The sequence below is a fragment of the uncultured Kluyvera sp. genome, assembly GCF_902485085.1.
Classification (GTDB): Bacteria; Pseudomonadota; Gammaproteobacteria; order Enterobacterales; family Enterobacteriaceae; genus Kluyvera; species Kluyvera ascorbata.
In genome coordinates, this window is sequence record NZ_CABTJS010000076.1 from 63,524 (window position 1) to 80,452 (window position 16,929).

14 protein-coding genes are annotated in these 16,929 nt (G+C 53.3%); 5 read left to right on the plus strand and 9 right to left on the minus strand.

The window, feature by feature from the left end:
• Positions 1–4 precede the first annotated feature (4 nt).
• Together RDN66_RS08825 and RDN66_RS08830 are read left to right on the plus strand one after the other, a co-directional pair.
• Positions 5–1,291, plus strand: coding sequence for an ABC transporter substrate-binding protein (locus RDN66_RS08825; protein ID WP_035897630.1), 1,287 nt, complete (start codon positions 5–7; stop codon positions 1,289–1,291).
• A gap of 69 nt (positions 1,292–1,360) precedes the next feature.
• Entirely contained in the window at positions 1,361–2,488 is a 1,128-nt protein-coding gene (locus RDN66_RS08830) for an oligogalacturonate lyase family protein (RefSeq protein ID WP_308537787.1), read from the plus strand.
• A gap of 85 nt (positions 2,489–2,573) precedes the next feature.
• Here the strand turns inward: RDN66_RS08830 and RDN66_RS08835 are convergent, their stop codons facing one another.
• From RDN66_RS08835 to kduI, 3 genes are all read right to left on the minus strand, one after another.
• Complete coding sequence (locus RDN66_RS08835) at positions 2,574–3,992, minus strand: sugar porter family MFS transporter (RefSeq protein ID WP_202217226.1); 1,419 nt, start codon at positions 3,990–3,992, stop codon at positions 2,574–2,576.
• A 334-nt stretch (positions 3,993–4,326) separates the two neighbouring features.
• Positions 4,327–5,088 (minus strand): 2-dehydro-3-deoxy-D-gluconate 5-dehydrogenase KduD, encoded by a 762-nt coding sequence (gene kduD / locus RDN66_RS08840; RefSeq protein ID WP_115073725.1) that lies wholly within the window; start codon positions 5,086–5,088, stop codon positions 4,327–4,329.
• A gap of 64 nt (positions 5,089–5,152) precedes the next feature.
• Entirely contained in the window at positions 5,153–5,989 is an 837-nt protein-coding gene (gene kduI, locus RDN66_RS08845; protein WP_115073724.1) for a 5-dehydro-4-deoxy-D-glucuronate isomerase, read from the minus strand.
• Between the two features lie 473 nt (positions 5,990–6,462).
• Between kduI and RDN66_RS08850 the strand changes: the two genes are divergently transcribed.
• Complete coding sequence (locus RDN66_RS08850; RefSeq protein WP_202217225.1) at positions 6,463–7,638, plus strand: oligogalacturonate lyase family protein; 1,176 nt, start codon at positions 6,463–6,465, stop codon at positions 7,636–7,638.
• 324 nt (positions 7,639–7,962) lie between these two features.
• Here the strand turns inward: RDN66_RS08850 and RDN66_RS08855 are convergent, their stop codons facing one another.
• From RDN66_RS08855 to RDN66_RS08865, 3 genes are all read right to left on the minus strand, one after another.
• Positions 7,963–8,667 carry an oligogalacturonate-specific porin KdgM family protein gene (locus RDN66_RS08855; protein ID WP_035897654.1) on the minus strand — a complete coding sequence of 235 codons (705 nt, stop codon included), beginning with the start codon at positions 8,665–8,667 and terminating at the stop codon, positions 7,963–7,965.
• A gap of 466 nt (positions 8,668–9,133) precedes the next feature.
• Positions 9,134–10,318, minus strand: coding sequence for an acetyl-CoA C-acetyltransferase (locus RDN66_RS08860; protein WP_035897652.1), 1,185 nt, complete (start codon positions 10,316–10,318; stop codon positions 9,134–9,136).
• A gap of 111 nt (positions 10,319–10,429) precedes the next feature.
• Entirely contained in the window at positions 10,430–11,299 is an 870-nt protein-coding gene (locus tag RDN66_RS08865; RefSeq protein WP_035897651.1) for a LysR family transcriptional regulator, read from the minus strand.
• A 94-nt stretch (positions 11,300–11,393) separates the two neighbouring features.
• Here RDN66_RS08865 and RDN66_RS08870 point away from each other — a divergent pair, with 94 nt between their 5' ends.
• Positions 11,394–11,855, plus strand: a complete 462-nt coding sequence (locus tag RDN66_RS08870) for a multidrug/biocide efflux PACE transporter (RefSeq protein ID WP_035897650.1) — start codon at positions 11,394–11,396, stop codon at positions 11,853–11,855.
• Between the two features lie 111 nt (positions 11,856–11,966).
• Positions 11,967–13,196 (plus strand): amino acid permease, encoded by a 1,230-nt coding sequence (locus RDN66_RS08875; protein ID WP_202217224.1) that lies wholly within the window; start codon positions 11,967–11,969, stop codon positions 13,194–13,196.
• A 143-nt stretch (positions 13,197–13,339) separates the two neighbouring features.
• Here the strand turns inward: RDN66_RS08875 and mqo are convergent, their stop codons facing one another.
• From mqo to RDN66_RS08890, 3 genes are all read right to left on the minus strand, one after another.
• The gene (mqo, locus tag RDN66_RS08880) at positions 13,340–14,995 is read right to left on the minus strand and encodes a malate dehydrogenase (quinone) (protein ID WP_123650665.1); all 1,656 of its coding nucleotides are present in this window, start codon (positions 14,993–14,995) and stop codon (positions 13,340–13,342) included.
• 192 nt (positions 14,996–15,187) lie between these two features.
• Positions 15,188–15,961 (minus strand): ABC transporter ATP-binding protein, encoded by a 774-nt coding sequence (locus RDN66_RS08885; protein ID WP_115073723.1) that lies wholly within the window; start codon positions 15,959–15,961, stop codon positions 15,188–15,190.
• Positions 15,958–16,929, minus strand: coding sequence for an ABC transporter substrate-binding protein (locus tag RDN66_RS08890; protein WP_308537788.1), 972 nt, complete (start codon positions 16,927–16,929; stop codon positions 15,958–15,960). The genes RDN66_RS08885 and RDN66_RS08890 overlap by 4 nt, the downstream gene beginning before the upstream one ends.

Consider the following 16,929-nt stretch of genomic DNA (forward strand, 5'->3'; position numbering starts at 1 on the left):
TAAAATGAAAAAAGTGCTTTTAAGCGCAGCAATCTCCGCCACCCTGGGCCTCACGGCCCTCCCTTCTATGGCAAAGGATGTCGATCTTCGTATGTCCTGGTGGGGCGGTAACGGTCGTCACCAGGTCACTCTGAAGGCGCTGGAAGAGTTCCATAAGCAGAACCCAGATATTAACGTTAAAGCCGAATACACCGGTTGGGACGGTCACTTATCCCGTCTGACCACCCAGATTGCCGGTGGCACCGAGCCAGACGTGATGCAGACTAACTGGAACTGGCTGCCGATCTTCTCGAAAAACGGCGACGGCTTCTACGATCTGAACAAAATGAAAGACGTGATTGACTTAAGCCAGTTCGATGCGAAAGAACTGCAGTCCACCACCGTCAACGGCAAGCTGAACGGGATCCCAATCTCCGTTACCGCGCGCGTGTTCTACTTCAACGATGAAACCTGGAAACAGGCTGGCGTTGAATACCCGAAAACCTGGGACGACCTGATGGCCGCGGGTAAAACCTTCGAAAGCAAGCTGGGCAAACAGTACTATCCGGTCGTGCTGGAGCACCAGGATACCCTGGCGCTGCTGAACTCCTACATGACCCAGAAATACAACATTCCGGCCATCAACCCGGAAACCAAGAAATTCTCCTACAGCAAAGAGCAGTGGGTTGAGTTCTTCCAGATGTATAAAAAGCTGGTCGACAGCCACGTGATGCCGGATACCAAGTACTACGCGTCCTTCGGTAAGAGCAACATGTATGAAATGAAGCCATGGATTCAGGGCGAATGGGGCGGTACTTACATGTGGAACTCCACCATTAACAAGTACTCCGATAACCTGAAGCCACCTGCGAAGCTGGAACTGGGTAGCTACCCAATGCTGCCAGGCGCTACCGACGCGGGTCTGTTCTTCAAACCAGCGCAAATGCTCTCTATCGGCAAATCTACCAAGAACCCAGAAGCCGCGGCGAAAGTGATCAACTTCCTGCTGAACAGCAAAGAAGGGGTCGATACGCTGGGTCTGGAGCGTGGCGTGCCGCTGAGCAAAGTCGCGGTGAAATACCTGACCGAAGACGGCATCCTGAAAGAGAGCGATCCTTCTGTTGCGGGCCTTCGTCTGGCGCAGTCTCTGCCAGCGAAATTGAGCGTCTCTCCTTACTTTGATGACCCGCAGATCGTTGCCCAGTTCGGTACCACGCTGCAGTACATCGACTACGGCCAGAAATCCGTAGAAGAAGCGGCAACTGACTTCCAGCGTCAGGGCGAGCGTATTCTGAAACGCGCCATGCGCTAATCGCGATTGACCTATTGATACCCTGCAACTTCCGGTTGCGGGGTATTTTTTTATTCAAGGAGAAAGCACATGAAAGGCAAAATCATCCCGCTGAATTTCCGCACGCAGAAAGACAGCGAAACCGGTCACGAGGTGATCCGGATGACGCCACCGCACATTATTTGCCACCGAAACTACTTCTACCAAAAATGCTTTACCCGCGACGGCGGCAAGCTGATTTTTGGCGGCGCATTTGAGGGGCACTGGAACTACTATTTACTGGATATTGCCGCTCAACAGGCAACCCAGCTTACCGATGGCGCAGGGGATAACACCTTCGGCGGTTTCCTGTCCGACGACGATAAATCCTTATGGTATGTCAAAGATACGCGCCAGCTTCGACGCGTTGATCTCACCACGCTCGAAGAGTACGTGGTCTACGAAGTGGACGATGAGTGGGTCGCCTACGGCACGTGGGTGGCGAACGCAGACTGCACGAAGCTCGTCGGCATCGAAATTAAAAAAAGCGACTGGCAGCCGCTGACCGACTGGTCGAAGTTCCGCGCCTACTACTTTACCAACCCGGAATGCCGCCTGATTAACATCGACCTGAAAACCGGGGAGCAGCGGACCATCCTGCAAGAAAAACGTTGGCTTGGGCACCCTATCTACCGTCCGTTTGACGATAAGACCGTCGCGTTTTGCCACGAGGGCCCGCGCGACGCTATCGATGCACGTATGTGGCTGATAAATGAAGATGGCAGCGACATGCGCTGCGTGCGCCAGCATCAACAAGGGGAAAGCTTCACCCATGAATTCTGGGTGCCGGACGGCTCTGCGCTTTACTACGTGGCGCATCAGGAGAACAGCCCGCACCGTTATCTCTACAGCGCTGACCCGGCAACGCTGGAAAACCGCCAGTTGATGGAGATTCCGCCCTGCTCCCACCTGATGAGCAACCACGACGGCTCGCGGGTGGTCGGAGACGGCGCGCCGCATAATACCGGTGATATCAGCCTGAACGATCCGTTTATTTGGGTGTTTGATTTGAAAACCGGTGAGAAAAAAGCGATTTGCCAGCACAACAGCAGTTGGAAAGTACTGGACGGCGACCGTCAGGTGACGCATCCGCATCCGTCGTTTTCACCGGACGGTGAGTGGGTGCTGTATACCTCGGACGCTGAGGGAATGCCGGCGCTGTATCTAGCGAGGGTGTAAAAAAGCCGGGTGGGGCTACGCCTTACCCGGTCTGCATTTGGCGCTACCTGTAGGCCCGGTAAGCGTAGCGCCACCGGGCACTCAATCAGACGCCGATATCCCGCAATTTCTCGCCTTTCATCAGCTTACGTTCAATGTGCTCCAGCGTAACCCCTTTGGTTTCCGGAATCAGCCAGAAGGTCACGCCGATAAAGGCGATATTCAGCGCGGTATACAGCCAGAACGTTCCCGCCGCACCGATGGAATCCAGCAGCGTCAGGAAGGTCGCGCCGATAATCATGTTCGACACCCAGTTGGTGGTGGTCGAACAGGTGATACCGAAGTCGCGGCATTTCAACGGCTGAATTTCAGAGCAGAGGATCCACACCACCGGTGCGGCGCTCATCGCATAGCCCGCAATGCACATCATGGTCATGCCGACGGAGAGCCAGGAGAGCCCGCTGGTCGCGGTACCGTTATCAAACTGCATCAGGCAGTAGCCCAGTACCAGCGTACCGATAGCCATCACCGTAAAGCCAATTTTCAGCGCCGGTTTACGTCCGGCTTTATCGACGGTAAACACCGCAATAAAGGTGGCGAACATAAAGGTTAAGCCGACCACCAGGGTCGCAATCATCTGCTGCTCAGTGGTGGTGAAGCCCGCCATTTTGAAGATGCGCGGCGCGTAGTACATGATGATGTTCATGCCGGTAAACTGCTGCATCGCCTGTAACAGCATGCCGAGGAACACCGCGCGGCGCACGTTGCGGTTCACCTTAAACAGCGCCCAACCGCCCTGCTTGAGCTTCAGGCTTTCACGAATTTCGTTCAGCTCGTCACGTGCTTTTTCAGAAGTGTCGCGCAGCATGCGCAGCACCTCTTCCGCTTCAATATGGCGGCCTTTTTCCGCCAGCCAGCGCGGGCTGTTCGGCAGGAAGACCACCAGCACAATCAGCACCAGAGCAGGCAGCGCCAGTACGGCGAGCATCGCGCGCCAGTTGCCGCTGTAACTAAACGCGGTGTCGGAGAGAAACGCCATCACAATGCCCAGCGTAACCATCAATTGATACATGCTGATCATTTTGCCACGCACATTTTCGCTCGCCATTTCAGATAGATACAGCGGTGCGGTATACGAAGCAATCCCGACGGCCACCCCGAGGATAACCCTGGCGGCCAGCAGCATTTCGACATTGACGGCAAACCCAGAGCCAAGAGAACCCGCAACGAACAGTACGGCACCCACCATCAGGCTGTACTTACGTCCCAGGCGGAATGACAACCAGCCGTTAAAGAGTGCGCCAATCGCCGCACCCAGCATCATGCTGCTCACCACCCACTCTTGCAGGCGGTTGGTTAACACGAAGTGGTCGGTGATAAAGGGCAGCGCCCCGGCAATGACCCCGATATCCAGACCAAAAAGCAGACCCGCCACCGCAGCAGCAAAGGAAACAAACATATTCATACGCCGGGTATCACGTTGCGCACCCGGTACTAGCGTTGAATCGTTACTGATTGAAGTCATTTTTTTCCCGCCTGACAAAATAAAACATGAGATGAAAATACGAGATAGCCACGCCAGGCTGTCAGGCGAGAAACGTTATTAATATGGACTATATTGCTGCACAGGTCCGTTTTGTGATGGACATTAGACTTTCGCATGGAAGGGAAACCCGTTACACATCGGCAAAAAACCCTATTACACATGCGTTACTATTTCCTGATGGGCAGAACAGCATGGACTAAATGAATATATGGATATGGATGATTAAAGAGCCCGGTCGAGCAAAGCGACGCTGGGAATCCCGCAGACATAAAAAAACCTGCCGAAGCAGGTTTTTTATCATCCAAACGCGAACTTAACGCGCCAGCCAGCCGCCATCAACCGCAACGGTATAACCGTTGATATAGTCAGATGCCGGAGACGCCAGGAAGACAATTGGCCCCATCAGGTCACTTGGCAGACCCCAACGCCCCGCCGGGATACGGTCAAGGATAGCCGCGCTGCGCTCTTCGTCCGCACGCAGCTGCTGGGTGTTGTTGGTAGCCATGTAGCCCGGCGCAATCGCGTTCACGTTGATACCGTGTTTCGCCCACTCGTTCGCCATCAGGCGGGTAACGCCCATAACGCCGCTTTTGGAAGCGGTGTAAGACGGCACGCGGATACCGCCCTGGAAGGAGAGCATGGACGCGATGTTGATGATTTTGCCGCCGTTACCCTGTGCAATGAAGTGCTTAGCCGCCGCCTGAGACATGAAGAACACGCTCTTGATGTTCAGGTTCATAACGTCGTCCCAGTCTTTTTCGCTGAAGTCGATCGCGTCTTCACGACGAATCAGGCCCGCGTTGTTCACCAGGATATCGATATGGCCGAATTCAGCCACCGCACGCTCCAGCAACGCAGGGATGCCATCGATTTTACGCAGGTCAGCGGTCAGGCTCAGGAAGCGGCGGCCCAGCGCGGTAACGCGTTCGATGGTTTCGGTTGGTTCAACGATGTTGATACCGACGATATCACAGCCCGCTTCCGCCAGACCTAACGCCATACCTTGACCCAGACCGGTATCGCAACCCGTCACTACGGCAACTTTGCCCTGCAGAGAGAATGAATCCAAAATCATTTTTAATTCCTTGTCGTTTTGCGCCTGTACCGGACAGGCATTGTTAATCTAATGCTGTCCGCGACTAGCGCAGATCCCTCACTGCGACGTGATCCATGTCATCAAAGACCTGGTTCTCGCCGACCATACCCCAGATGAAGGTATACGCTTTGGTACCGACACCGGAATGAATTGACCAGCTCGGTGAAATCACCGCCTGTTCGTTATGCATGACGATATGACGCGTCTCCTGCGGCTGCCCCATCATATGGAACACGCAGCTGTCTTCATCCATGTTGAAGTAGAAGTACACTTCCATGCGGCGCTCATGGGTATGGCACGGCATGGTGTTCCACAGGTTGCCCGGCGCCAGTTCGGTCAGGCCCATGCTGAGCTGGCAGGTTTCCAGCACATCGGGAACAAAGTATTTATTGATGGTGCGTCGGTTGCTGGTGAGGTTATCCCCAAGCGTCACTGGCGCAACGTCCGCAGGCGTGACCTTTTTCGTCGGATAAGTCGTATGGGCCGGTGCGCAGTTGTAGTAAAACTTCGCCGGTTTCGCCGCATCGACGCTTGCAAACACCACCTCTTTCGCGCCTTTACCTACGTAAAGCGCATCGCGATGACCAATTTCGTAGCACTGGCCGTCGACGGTAATCGTACCCGCGCCGCCAATGTTGATAACGCCAAGCTCGCGACGCTCAAGGAAATAGCTGACGCCAAGCTGTTTACCGACTTCACCGCCGACGGAGACTGTTTTCGCTACCGGCATAATGCCGCCAACGATAATGCGGTCGATATGGCTATACACCATGGTGTATTCATCAGCCTTGAAAACCTGCTCAACTAAAAACTCATCGCGAAGACCCTGCGTATCCAGCGTTTTAGCATGAGCGCTATGAATGCTCTGTCGTACTTCCACCTGAACCTCCAGGATAATGTGGTCTTATGTTCTATTTATTGAAACGAAACTACGTTCCGATTTGTTTATTGCTTGTATCTTATCCCTGATGAAATGGGTTTTCAATTGCAAATAAAACATCGTTTCATTTTTCCTGGGTAATATTCTCAAAAATGCAAAACCGATCACGAATACGCACCTCATCCGCGTTGTGAAAAAATAAAAAACAATATTATTCATTCAGTTACAGCTTTCTTTGAAAAATTACCACTTTAGTGGAAAGGACGACGTGAAAACAAAGGTGGGCTTGACAACGCGATGAATGGCTTCTCAAAAAAGTAGCAGAGATGATGATTTTTCGTATAAAGTGAGTCTGACATCACAAACAATGAAACGCTGTTTTGATAAATTGACACTCAGTTTTTAAAATAACATCTAAATCGGCCTGTGAGGGAGATAGCACCCCGAGACCGCTTGAGTAAAAGGAGAGCATCATGGCTAAAGGCATGCGGGTTAAATTGAACTATGAGGTCAGCCGCGACCCAGATACCGGCGCGGAGGTCACCCGCTTAACGCCACCGGAGGTAACTTGTCATCGTAACTACTTCTATCAGAAGTGTTTCTTTAATGATGGCAGTCATCTGTTATTTGCCGGCGAGTTCGATGGCCATTGGAACTACTACTTATTGGACGTGGCTAACGCCGAAGCGGTACAGCTTACCGAAGGCGCGGGCGACAATACGTTTGGTGGTTTCCTCTCTCCAGATGATAAATCACTCTATTACGTGAAGAACGACCGCACCCTGCTGGAAGTGAACCTGAAAACCCTGGCCGAGCGCGAAGTGTACCGCGTGCCGGAAGAGTGGGTTGGCTACGGCACCTGGGTCTCTAACAGCGACTGCACCAAGCTGGTTGGCATTGAGATTGCGAAAAGCGACTGGACGCCGCTGAACGACTGGCAGCTGTTCCACGATTTCTTCCATAAAGGTCCGCACTGCCGCCTGCTGCGCGTTGACCTGAAAACCGGCGAAAGCGCGGTGATCCACGAAGAAAAAATCTGGCTTGGTCACCCAATTTACCGTCCGTTTGACGACAGCACCGTCGCATTCTGCCATGAAGGCCCGCATGACCTGGTGGACGCGCGCATGTGGTTGGTCAACGAAGACGGCACTAACGTTCGCAAAGTAAAAGAACATGCGGAAGGCGAAAGCTGCACGCATGAATTCTGGGTACCAAACGGCTCCGCGCTGGTGTACGTCTCCTACCTGAAAGGGAAGCAGGGCCGCACAATCTACCGCTTCAACCCGGATACCAACGTAAACGAAGCGCTGATGCAGATGCCTGCCTGCTCACACCTGATGAGTAACTTCGACGGCACTATGCTGGTTGGTGACGGTTCCGGTACGCCAGTTGATGTGAAAGACACCAGCGGCTACACCATCGATAACGATCCATATCTGTACGCCTTTGACGTGGCGAAACAGGCCTACTTCCGCGTTGCTCGTCACGATACGTCGTGGGCAACGGTACAAAACAGCCGTCAGGTGACTCACCCGCATCCGTCCTTTACCCCGGATGATAGCGCGGTGCTGTTCAGCTCTGACAAGGACGGCAAGCCGGCGCTGTACATCGCTAAGCTGCCCTCTGAACGTGTATTAGTGAAAGCATAATTACCTTCTGAGTTTTGTGTTTCTGTAACTGGCCTTGCCCTCCTTTCGGAGGGCCTTTTTTTGCCTGTTGTTCAGGAAAGAAGAAAGAGCGCACAATATTATTCCCTCGCACGGACTGCCCCCTCTCCCTTTTTAAGGGAGAGGGTTGGGGTGAGGGTTTTACTCCGTGCGTACATTCCCCTCACCCTAACCCTCTCCCCAAAGGGGCGAGGGGATACATTGTGCCTTTCTGAGCATTCACGCCTTTTAGATAAGAGCCCCCACAAAAACGAAAACCCCCGGCCAAATGCTCCGGGGGGATAACGGATGAGGGTCCGAATTTATTTAGAAGGAATAAGCCACACCGACACGTAAACGGGTCTGACGCTCATCGGTAGATTTCACGCCCACGTTGCCCACTTCAAAGTACGGGGACCAGTTCTTATCCCATTTATACGCCAGCTTGCCGTTATATTCGGTGCTGTACGGTTTGTTGTCGTTACGATACAGGCTCTTATGCTGATCGTCGGCCACCGTACTACGCGCGTACACATAGTTCAGCTCTACGCGCCAGTCGCCCATCGCCCAACCAACCCAGGTATCCACTTTATTGACTTTATCGTCAACGCCGCCGCTTGCCGGTACGCGGGTATATTCATAACGGTAACGAGCCGCAACATAGAAACCGTTATCAAAGCTGTACTGCGCATGCAGATAAGGTTTGTAGATTGAGAAGCTGTCTTTACTTTCAATGTTAAAGCCTGGGTTCAAGGCAAAATTATCCGTCGCCTTCCAGCGCCAGTTAATGGACTCTTCATGACCATTACCGACGATTTCGTTAAACGGACGATCCTGTTTATCAGTATCACCGCCCGTCTTCCACTTTGCTTCCACGCCAAAACCAAGACCATTATCAAAGCGATGAGACACCGCAACACGGTCCGCGTTAGATCCACTGTCAATATATTCATGACGCAGGTCAACGGTAACCGCCGAAGCAGCGAAAGACATGCCAGTTAATACGGCCAGGGCCAGAGTTTTCTTAAACATTTGCCATCCCTCAATTAAAATTATGTTTCTTTTTTATGAAATTTGATTTTATTTTTTCCGGATATGCATTTTAGTGATCAGGATCGTAATTATTTGTTTCAGAAAAAGTGGCACAAGGAGGACGTGATAAAGCTCAACAAAAAATAGAAACTAGCCGCAAAAAATATAATACGGATCACATACTTTTATTTTTATAAAAATAAAAAACAATATTTTCAATGAGTTATTCAAATTAAAATAACGTACGTTATTCTTAGCAATAGTAATAATTTATGTTTAACTAATAATTCGACTAAGTATCTTCTCATGCATAAGATTTACAACCGACACAAATAAACATAAATTCATAAAGGAATGAACTAGACAAAATCACAGCGATGTTCGCGTAACTCAGTGCAGAGAAACAAAAAAGGCCTCTGTTGAGGCCTTTCTGGGATAGGGTAATTACGAGGAAGCTAAAGCGTTATTACTGAATATCTCGTTCCACGGCCAGCGCAACGCCCTGACCACCACCAATGCACAACGTGGCAAGCCCTTTGCGGGCATCGCGTTTCACCATTTCGTGAACCAGTGAAACCAGGATACGGCAGCCTGAAGCACCGATAGGGTGCCCCAATGCAATCGCTCCGCCGTTCACGTTCACCTTCTGTTCGTTCCACTCCAACATCTTGCCCACCGAAATGGCCTGCGCTGCAAAAGCTTCATTGGCTTCAATTAAATCCACATCGCTCAACTGCCAGCCAGCACGTTCAAGACAGCGACGAGTGGCATAAACCGGTGCAATCCCCATCAATGCAGGATCGACACCGACGCTGGCAAACGCGCGGATCCGCGCCAGGATCGGCAGCCCGAGCTCCAGCGCTTTGCTTTCGCTCATCATCAGCACCGCCGCCGCGCCATCATTAATCGATGACGCATTGCCCGCTGTTACCGACCCTGCATGATCAAAAGAGGGAACAAGGCGAGCCAGCGCTTCGGCGCTGGCATCAGTTTGCGGTTGCTCGTCGGTGTCGACAATTCGCGGGCCGCCCGGCTGCGGATTCACCACCGGCACAATTTCATCGCGAAAACGTCCGGAGTCGATAGCTCTGCGGGCTTTATGCTGGGAACTGAGCGCCCAGGCATCCTGCTGTTCGCGGCTGATACCGTATTCCCGCGCCAGATTCTCTGCCGTCACGCCCATATGGTAGTCGTTGAAAGCATCCCACAGGCCGTCGTGCACCAGGCTATCGATAAGCTGGCTGTTGCCAAGCTGAGCGCCGGTACGGCTGTCGGTTAGCACGTGCGGAGCACGGCTCATGTTTTCTTGCCCACCGGCAATCACCACGTCGGCTTCACCGCACTGAATCGCCTGTGTCGCCAGGTGCAGCGCCTTCAACCCGGAGCCGCAAACGTCATTGATGGTGATAGCCGAAACGGTATTGGGTAGACCGCCTTTAATCGCAGACTGTCGTGCCGGGTTTTGTCCGGTCCCCGCTGTCAGCACCTGACCAATGATCACCTCGTCAATCGTCGCGGCAGAAATGCCGCTACGCTCAACCAGAGCATTAATCACCAGGCTCCCCAACTCCACGGCAGAATGACGGGCAAGCGCCCCTTGAAAACAGCCTATGGGCGTGCGGACAGCACCTACGATAACGACGTCTTTCATCTCGACCTCAGCGCAAATTTATCCGCGTATAGTAGATGATTGTTATCAACTATTTTCGTAATTGTTTAAAAAAAGTGAGTTTTATCACAAAGGAAATTCATATCAAATCCGCTAGGCGGAAACCTGCTGTAGATACTGTCGCAACCAGCTTCCCGCAGCGCCCAGCGGTGAGGCCTTATGCCAAAGCAGATCGGTTGATACCGAAATTGGCCAGCCCACTATATCCAGCATAGTCAGCTCTGCGGACCGCGCAAATTCATCCACCAGCGCGCAGGGCAACGCGCACCAGCCAAGCCCCTGTGCTGCCATGCTCAGCAGCATCAGATAGTTTGGCGCAGACCACACTGGCCCACGCGCTGGCGTGGTGTGGTTTTCCAGATAGGTGTTGAGCCGCAGCTCACGCCAGGTGCTCAACTGCTCCCACTCCAGCCCCCGCTCGGCGGCCAGGGGATGCGTAGGCGACACGTAAATCGCCATGCGAGTCTGCATCGGCAATCGGGTATGGCCAATATCGGTAGGATAGCTATCCCGCGCTTCAATCAACCCCACCTGCGCGCGCCCTTTTTGCAGGAGATCGACAACGTCGTCATCTTCCCCTACCAGGCACTCAAACTCCGTATGCGGGAAGCGGCGGTCAAACTGGGCCAGCAGATCTTCAAGCACATCCGGATGCAGCGTATCGGAAAGCACGAAGGTGAGCCGCGCCTCGGTCTCGCCACTCAGCGACACCGCCAGCTCATCCAACCGTTCGCTGGCGCTCAGAATGGCCTGCACGTAGCTCAGCACCCGCTGTCCTTCGGCGGTGAGCAGCGGCTGGCGCGTGGAGCGATCGAACAGCGTCACGCCGAGATCCGCTTCCAGATGCGCGATGGCGGTGCTGATGGTCGATTGACTCTTTCGCAGACGACGCGCCGCCGCTGAGAAAGAGCCGCAGGAGACGGTTTCGACAAACGCCGTCAGGGCTTCGGGAGAATAGCGCATGATGTATCTACTTTATCGATGGTTTCTATCTTTTACTTATCATATTTATCCATAAAATGCGCACTATTGCCTTCCATAAATCAAAGGTCACAAAATGCAAAACGATTCATTACATCGCAGAAAACTCCCGGAGCGTATCTTCCATGCCGTGTGCTTCGAGGGGATCGCCACCGCGATCCTCGCCCCTACCGCGGCCTACCTGATGCAGCGCTCCGTACTTGAAATGGGCGGGCTAACGGTGATTCTGGCTACCACCGCGATGATCTGGAACATCATCTATAACGCCGGATTCGACCGCTTCTGGCCGGTAACCCGTGTTATCCGTACCGCTAAGGTTCGTGCGCTGCACGCGCTCGGCTTTGAGTGCGGGTTTATCGTTATCGGGGTAAGCATCGTGTCGTGGGTGCTGGGCGTAACGCTTCTGCAGGCCCTCACGCTGGAGATTGGTTTCTTCCTGTTCTTCCTGCCCTACACCATGCTCTACAACTGGGTGTACGACATGCTGCGCGAGCGCATTATCAAGCGCCGTCAACAGAACCTTTACGCGCAAAATTAATCTGCTTTTCAGGCCGATAACAATCGGTCTGAAAATGTTCAGCCACACGAAAAGCTAATTATGGTAAATTATCCGCCATTTTTTTGGTTTTATGGTTGATATATTCAGATAATGTCTAAAATTTGGTCTAAAGAAGAGACGCTATGGAGCTTTGCCCTATATGGCACAGCCGTCGGCGCGGGGACCCTTTTCCTGCCCATCCAGCTTGGCGCCGCCGGTGCCGTGGTGCTGTTTATTACCGCCCTCGTCGCCTGGCCCCTGACCTACTGGCCGCATCGCGCCCTATGTCAGTTCATCCTGTCTGCTAACACCCCGGCAAGCGTTGGTATTACCGGTGCCGTCAGCCACTATTACGGCAAGAAGATCGGTAACCTGATTACCACGCTCTACTTCGTGGCCTTCTTCGTGGTGGTATTGATTTACGCGGTCGCCATTACCAACTCGCTCACCGAGCAAATTGGTCACCACATGCCGGTCGACCTCACCACGCGAGCGTTAGTGAGTCTTGGCGTTGTACTGTTGCTGAACCTGATCTTCCTGACGGGTCGTCAGACGACCATCAAAGTGATGGGCATGCTAGTCTTCCCGCTGATTGCCTACTTCCTGTTCCTGTCTATCTACCTGACCGGAAGCTGGCAGCCGTCGCTGCTGACCACGCAGATGGAAGTCAGCACGCATACGTTGCACCAGGTGTGGTTATCCATTCCCGTGATGGTTTTCGCTTTTAGCCATACGCCGATTATCTCCACCTTCGCTATTGACCGGCGGGAGAAATATGGCGAGCAGGCCATGGGTAAATGCAAAAAAATCATGAAGGTGGCGTATCTGATCATCTGCCTGAGCGTGCTGTTCTTCGTGTTCAGTTGCCTGATGTCGATTCCGCCGTCCTATATCAACACGGCGAAGGCCGAAGGCGTAACCATTCTTTCTGCGCTGTCGATGATGCCGAACTCACCGAGCTGGCTGTCGATTTCCGGGATTGTGGTCGCCGTGGTGGCGATGTCAAAATCGTTCCTCGGCACCTATTTCGGGGTAATTGAAGGGGCAAGCGAGATGGTGAAATCCTCGCTGAACCAGGTTGGCGTTCGCAAAAGCCGTTCCTTTAACCGCGGGCTATCTATCCTGCTGGTGTCGGCGGTGACCTTTATCGTCTGCTGCATTAACCCGAACGCTATCTCAATGATCTACGCCATCAGCGGCCCGCTGATTGCCATGATTCTGTTTATCATGCCGACGCTGTCGACCTACCTGATTCCGTCGCTCAAGCCTTACCGTTCTATTGGTAGCCTGATTACGCTGATTGTCGGTCTGCTGTGCGTGTCGGTGATGTTCTTCGGGTAAGGTAATTCCGGTTCCCGGCGGCGCTCCGCCTGGACGGGCTACGGTTTAGTAATTGCGGATGTAAAAAAGCCTGCCAGGGTAACCTGGCAGGCTTTTTTGTAGGCCGAATAAGGCGGAGCCGCCATCCGGCAATCATGATGCGATTACAGCGCCATGTCGTGCTGCGGTGACGCGCTCGCTGGCTGTTCTGCCGGTTTTGCCTGAGCAACCGGTGCCGCTGGCATCTGAATAACCGGCGGTTTGGTCAGCTCCAGCGTGGCGGCGGTGTCATCCCAAACCTGCTGGGTCAGCGCGACGTTGCCGTTCAGGTTCTGGCCAAAGCTCGGTACGATATTGCGAATTTTGCTCTGCCATTCCGGTGAGTTGAACTGCTCCGGGAACAGCTTCTTAATCACGTTCAGGGTGATTGGCGCTGCGGTAGACGCACCTGGAGATGCACCCAGCAGCGCGGAGATGGTGCGCTGTTGGTCAACCACCACTTCGGTACCCAACTTCAACACGCCGCCTTTGTCGGCATCTTTCTTGATAATCTGCACGCGCTGGCCGGCCTGAATCAGCTTCCAGTCTTCTTTACGCGCCTCTGGGTAGTACTCTTTCAGCGCAGCAAAGCGGTCGTCGTCGCTCAGCATCACCTGGCTTACCAGGTATTTCACCAGGTCGAAGTTATCCAGACCTACGTGAGTCATCGGCATGACGTTGCTGGTCGTGGTGGTGCTTAACAGGTCGAAGAACGAACCTTGTTTGAGGAACTTAGTGGAGAAGGTGGCGAACGGCCCGAACAGTACCACGCGTTTACCATCAATAAAGCGCGCATCGATATGCGGCACGGACATCGGCGGTGCCCCAACGGAAGCCTGGCCGTACACTTTTTCCATATGCTGACGCGTGACGTCAGGGTTTTCCGTCATCAGGAAGGAACCGCCTACCGGGAAGCCCGCATAGTTATCCGCTTCTGGAATGCCGGTTTTTTGCAGCAGTTTAAGCGCGCCGCCGCCTGCACCGATAAAGACGTATTTCGCGTCGATAGCGTGCTGCTTGCCGCTGTTCACATCTTCAATGGTCACATGCCAGGAGTTGTCGCCGTTGCGTTTAAACTCGGTCACTTCAGAGGAGGTTTGCAGCGTGAAGTGGTTGTTCTTTTGCAAGCTGCCTATCAGCTGACGGGTAATTTCACCGTAGTTAACGTCGGTGCCCACTGGCGTCCAGGTAGCAGCCACTTTTTGCTGCGGGTCACGACCAGCCATGACCAGCGGCGCCCACTGGGCAATTTGCTGATGATCGGTGGAGAATTTCATGCCCTGGAACAGCGTAGTTTTCTGCAGCGCATCGTAACGTTTACCGAGGTAATCAACGTTTTTGTCGCCCCAGACGAAGCTCATGTGCGGCGTGGAGTTAATAAAGCTATGCGGATTATTCAGAATGCCGCGCTTCACCTGCGAAGACCAGAACTGGCGGGAAATCATAAACTGTTCGTTAATTTCTAGCGCCTTGGTCACGTCGATGGTGCCATCTGGGCGTTCCGGCGTGTAGTTCAGTTCCATATTGGCGGAGTGACCGGTACCGGCGTTATTCCAGCCGTTAGATGATTCCAGCGCGACTTTGTCGAGCTTCTCAACCATCACCTGTTTCCAGTCAGGCTGCAATTCCTGCAACCAGGTGCCCAGAGAAGCACTCATAATACCGCCGCCAATCAGCAGGACATCGGTTTTTTCGGTGGTATCGGTATTTGCGTAAGCCGCTGAATTGACCAGCAGCGCGATGGTCGCCAGAGAAAATAGTTTTTTATTAATAGCAGGCATAATGATGATATTCGCATAGCTAAATGTAATGTGTGCGCCAATAGTAGCGCACTTTTACATTATTTTAAAATACCACTCACTTTCCACTTAGAGTTATTAACAAATTACCACTTTGCTTTTTTTAATTAAAAAAATCATCCGTATTATTTGCGTGGAAATAAAATTTAAATAATTTCAGTTTAATTCACGAAATTAATGCAGACCGAATTCCGCCATAAGCTGCTGGCGCAGCAGGACAAAATCCGTACTGCTACGTTCGCGCGGCTGCGGCAATGTCACTTCAATGATGCGAATCGGGTCGCCTTTAATTTTCGGTAAAATAATCACGCGGTCGGCGAGATAAATCGCCTCTTCCAGATCGTGTGTGACCAACACCATCGTCATCTTTTCCACATCGCGAATGCGGGCCAGCTCCTCCTGCATGGTGATTTTGGTCATCGCATCGAGCGCCCCCAGCGGCTCATCCAGCAGCAGGATCTCCGGCTGGATGGTCAACGCTCTGGCAATGCCGACACGCTGGGCCATGCCGCCGGAAAGCTGGTTGGGCAGCGCCTGTTCACAGTGGCTGAGCCCCACCAGCTCAATCGCCTCTTTCGCCCGCGCTCTGGCCTGCTTACGCGGTACGCCCTGGACATCCAGGCTGAAGCTGACGTTTTCCAGCACCGTCAGCCACGGCAGCAGGCGCGGCTCCTGGAAAATCACCGCTCGTTCGCGGCTCATCCCATGCACCGCCTGACCGTCAATCACCACATCGCCCGCGTCCGGCGTTTCAAGCCCCGCGAGGATTCGCAGCAGCGTGGTTTTCCCGCAGCCGCTGGGCCCGACGATAGCAATACTCTGCCCGCTTTCAATCTGTAAATTAAGGTCGCGGAAGACATCAAACGGCTTCCCCTCAAGGGAGAAGGTCTTACGTAAGCGGCGAATAGAAATATCACCGCGGGCGGTCTGCGGGGTTGATGTCATCATACACCTTCCGTTTTCAGCAAAATATTTGACGCTTTGAGCTGGCCTTTTTTCAGCACGCCGTCGCGCTCAAGAATATCCAGCCAGAACTGCACGTCATGAGGCTCTGATAGCCCGCCTTTACGTACACCGTAGCCGGTGAAGTACTGCGCCACATCCGGGTTTTCACCGCGTTCTTTGAGGATCTTCGCCATGATCTCACGTACCTGCGCAGGGTTCTCACGAGCGTAGTCCAGCGCACGCGCCGACTCCACGACGAAGATACGTGCCGCGTCCGGATGCTGCTTCACGAAGTCTGAACTCAGTACCGTAAAACCCCCGGCAATCGGCCCCAACACGTCGGCGTCGTTGAAGATTGGACGCAGGCCACCGTGGCTGCGCGCAACGCCTTCAAACGTCGTCTGCCAGTAGCCAAAGGCCGCAACGTCAACCTGCCCAGAACGCAGAGTTTGCTCAAGCTGCGGGCCCGGAACCGCTACCGGTCTGGCGGCGTTTTCCGGCAGATTCGCCTGGTGCAGCGCTTCACGCAGGGTGTAGTCCAGATGGGCGCCCAGGGTGTTTACCGCCACGCTTTTTCCGACTAAATCTTTGATGGACTTAATCGGGCTATCCTCCTTCACGTAGAAGATGGATTTGGTGGTCTCGTTGATACCGTTGGTGGGATAAGCCGCCACAAAGTCGTTACCGTTGGCGATAGCGTTGATAACCGCCGGTGTGGCAGCCGACCCGATATCAATGCTGCCTGAAGCCAGAGCAAATAAAGACTCCGGGCCGCCGCTGGCATAACCGGCGTTTTTAATCGACACCCCGGTGCCTTTAAAATATCCCAGCGCTTCCGCCAGTTCATGAGCGGAAATACCGCCGTAGCTCGCCATATAACGCATCGTCACCTCATCCTGAGCGCGAACCGACGCACTAATACCCAATAAGAAAAGCACCGCAACCCACGCAGAATAGAACTGTTTTTTCAT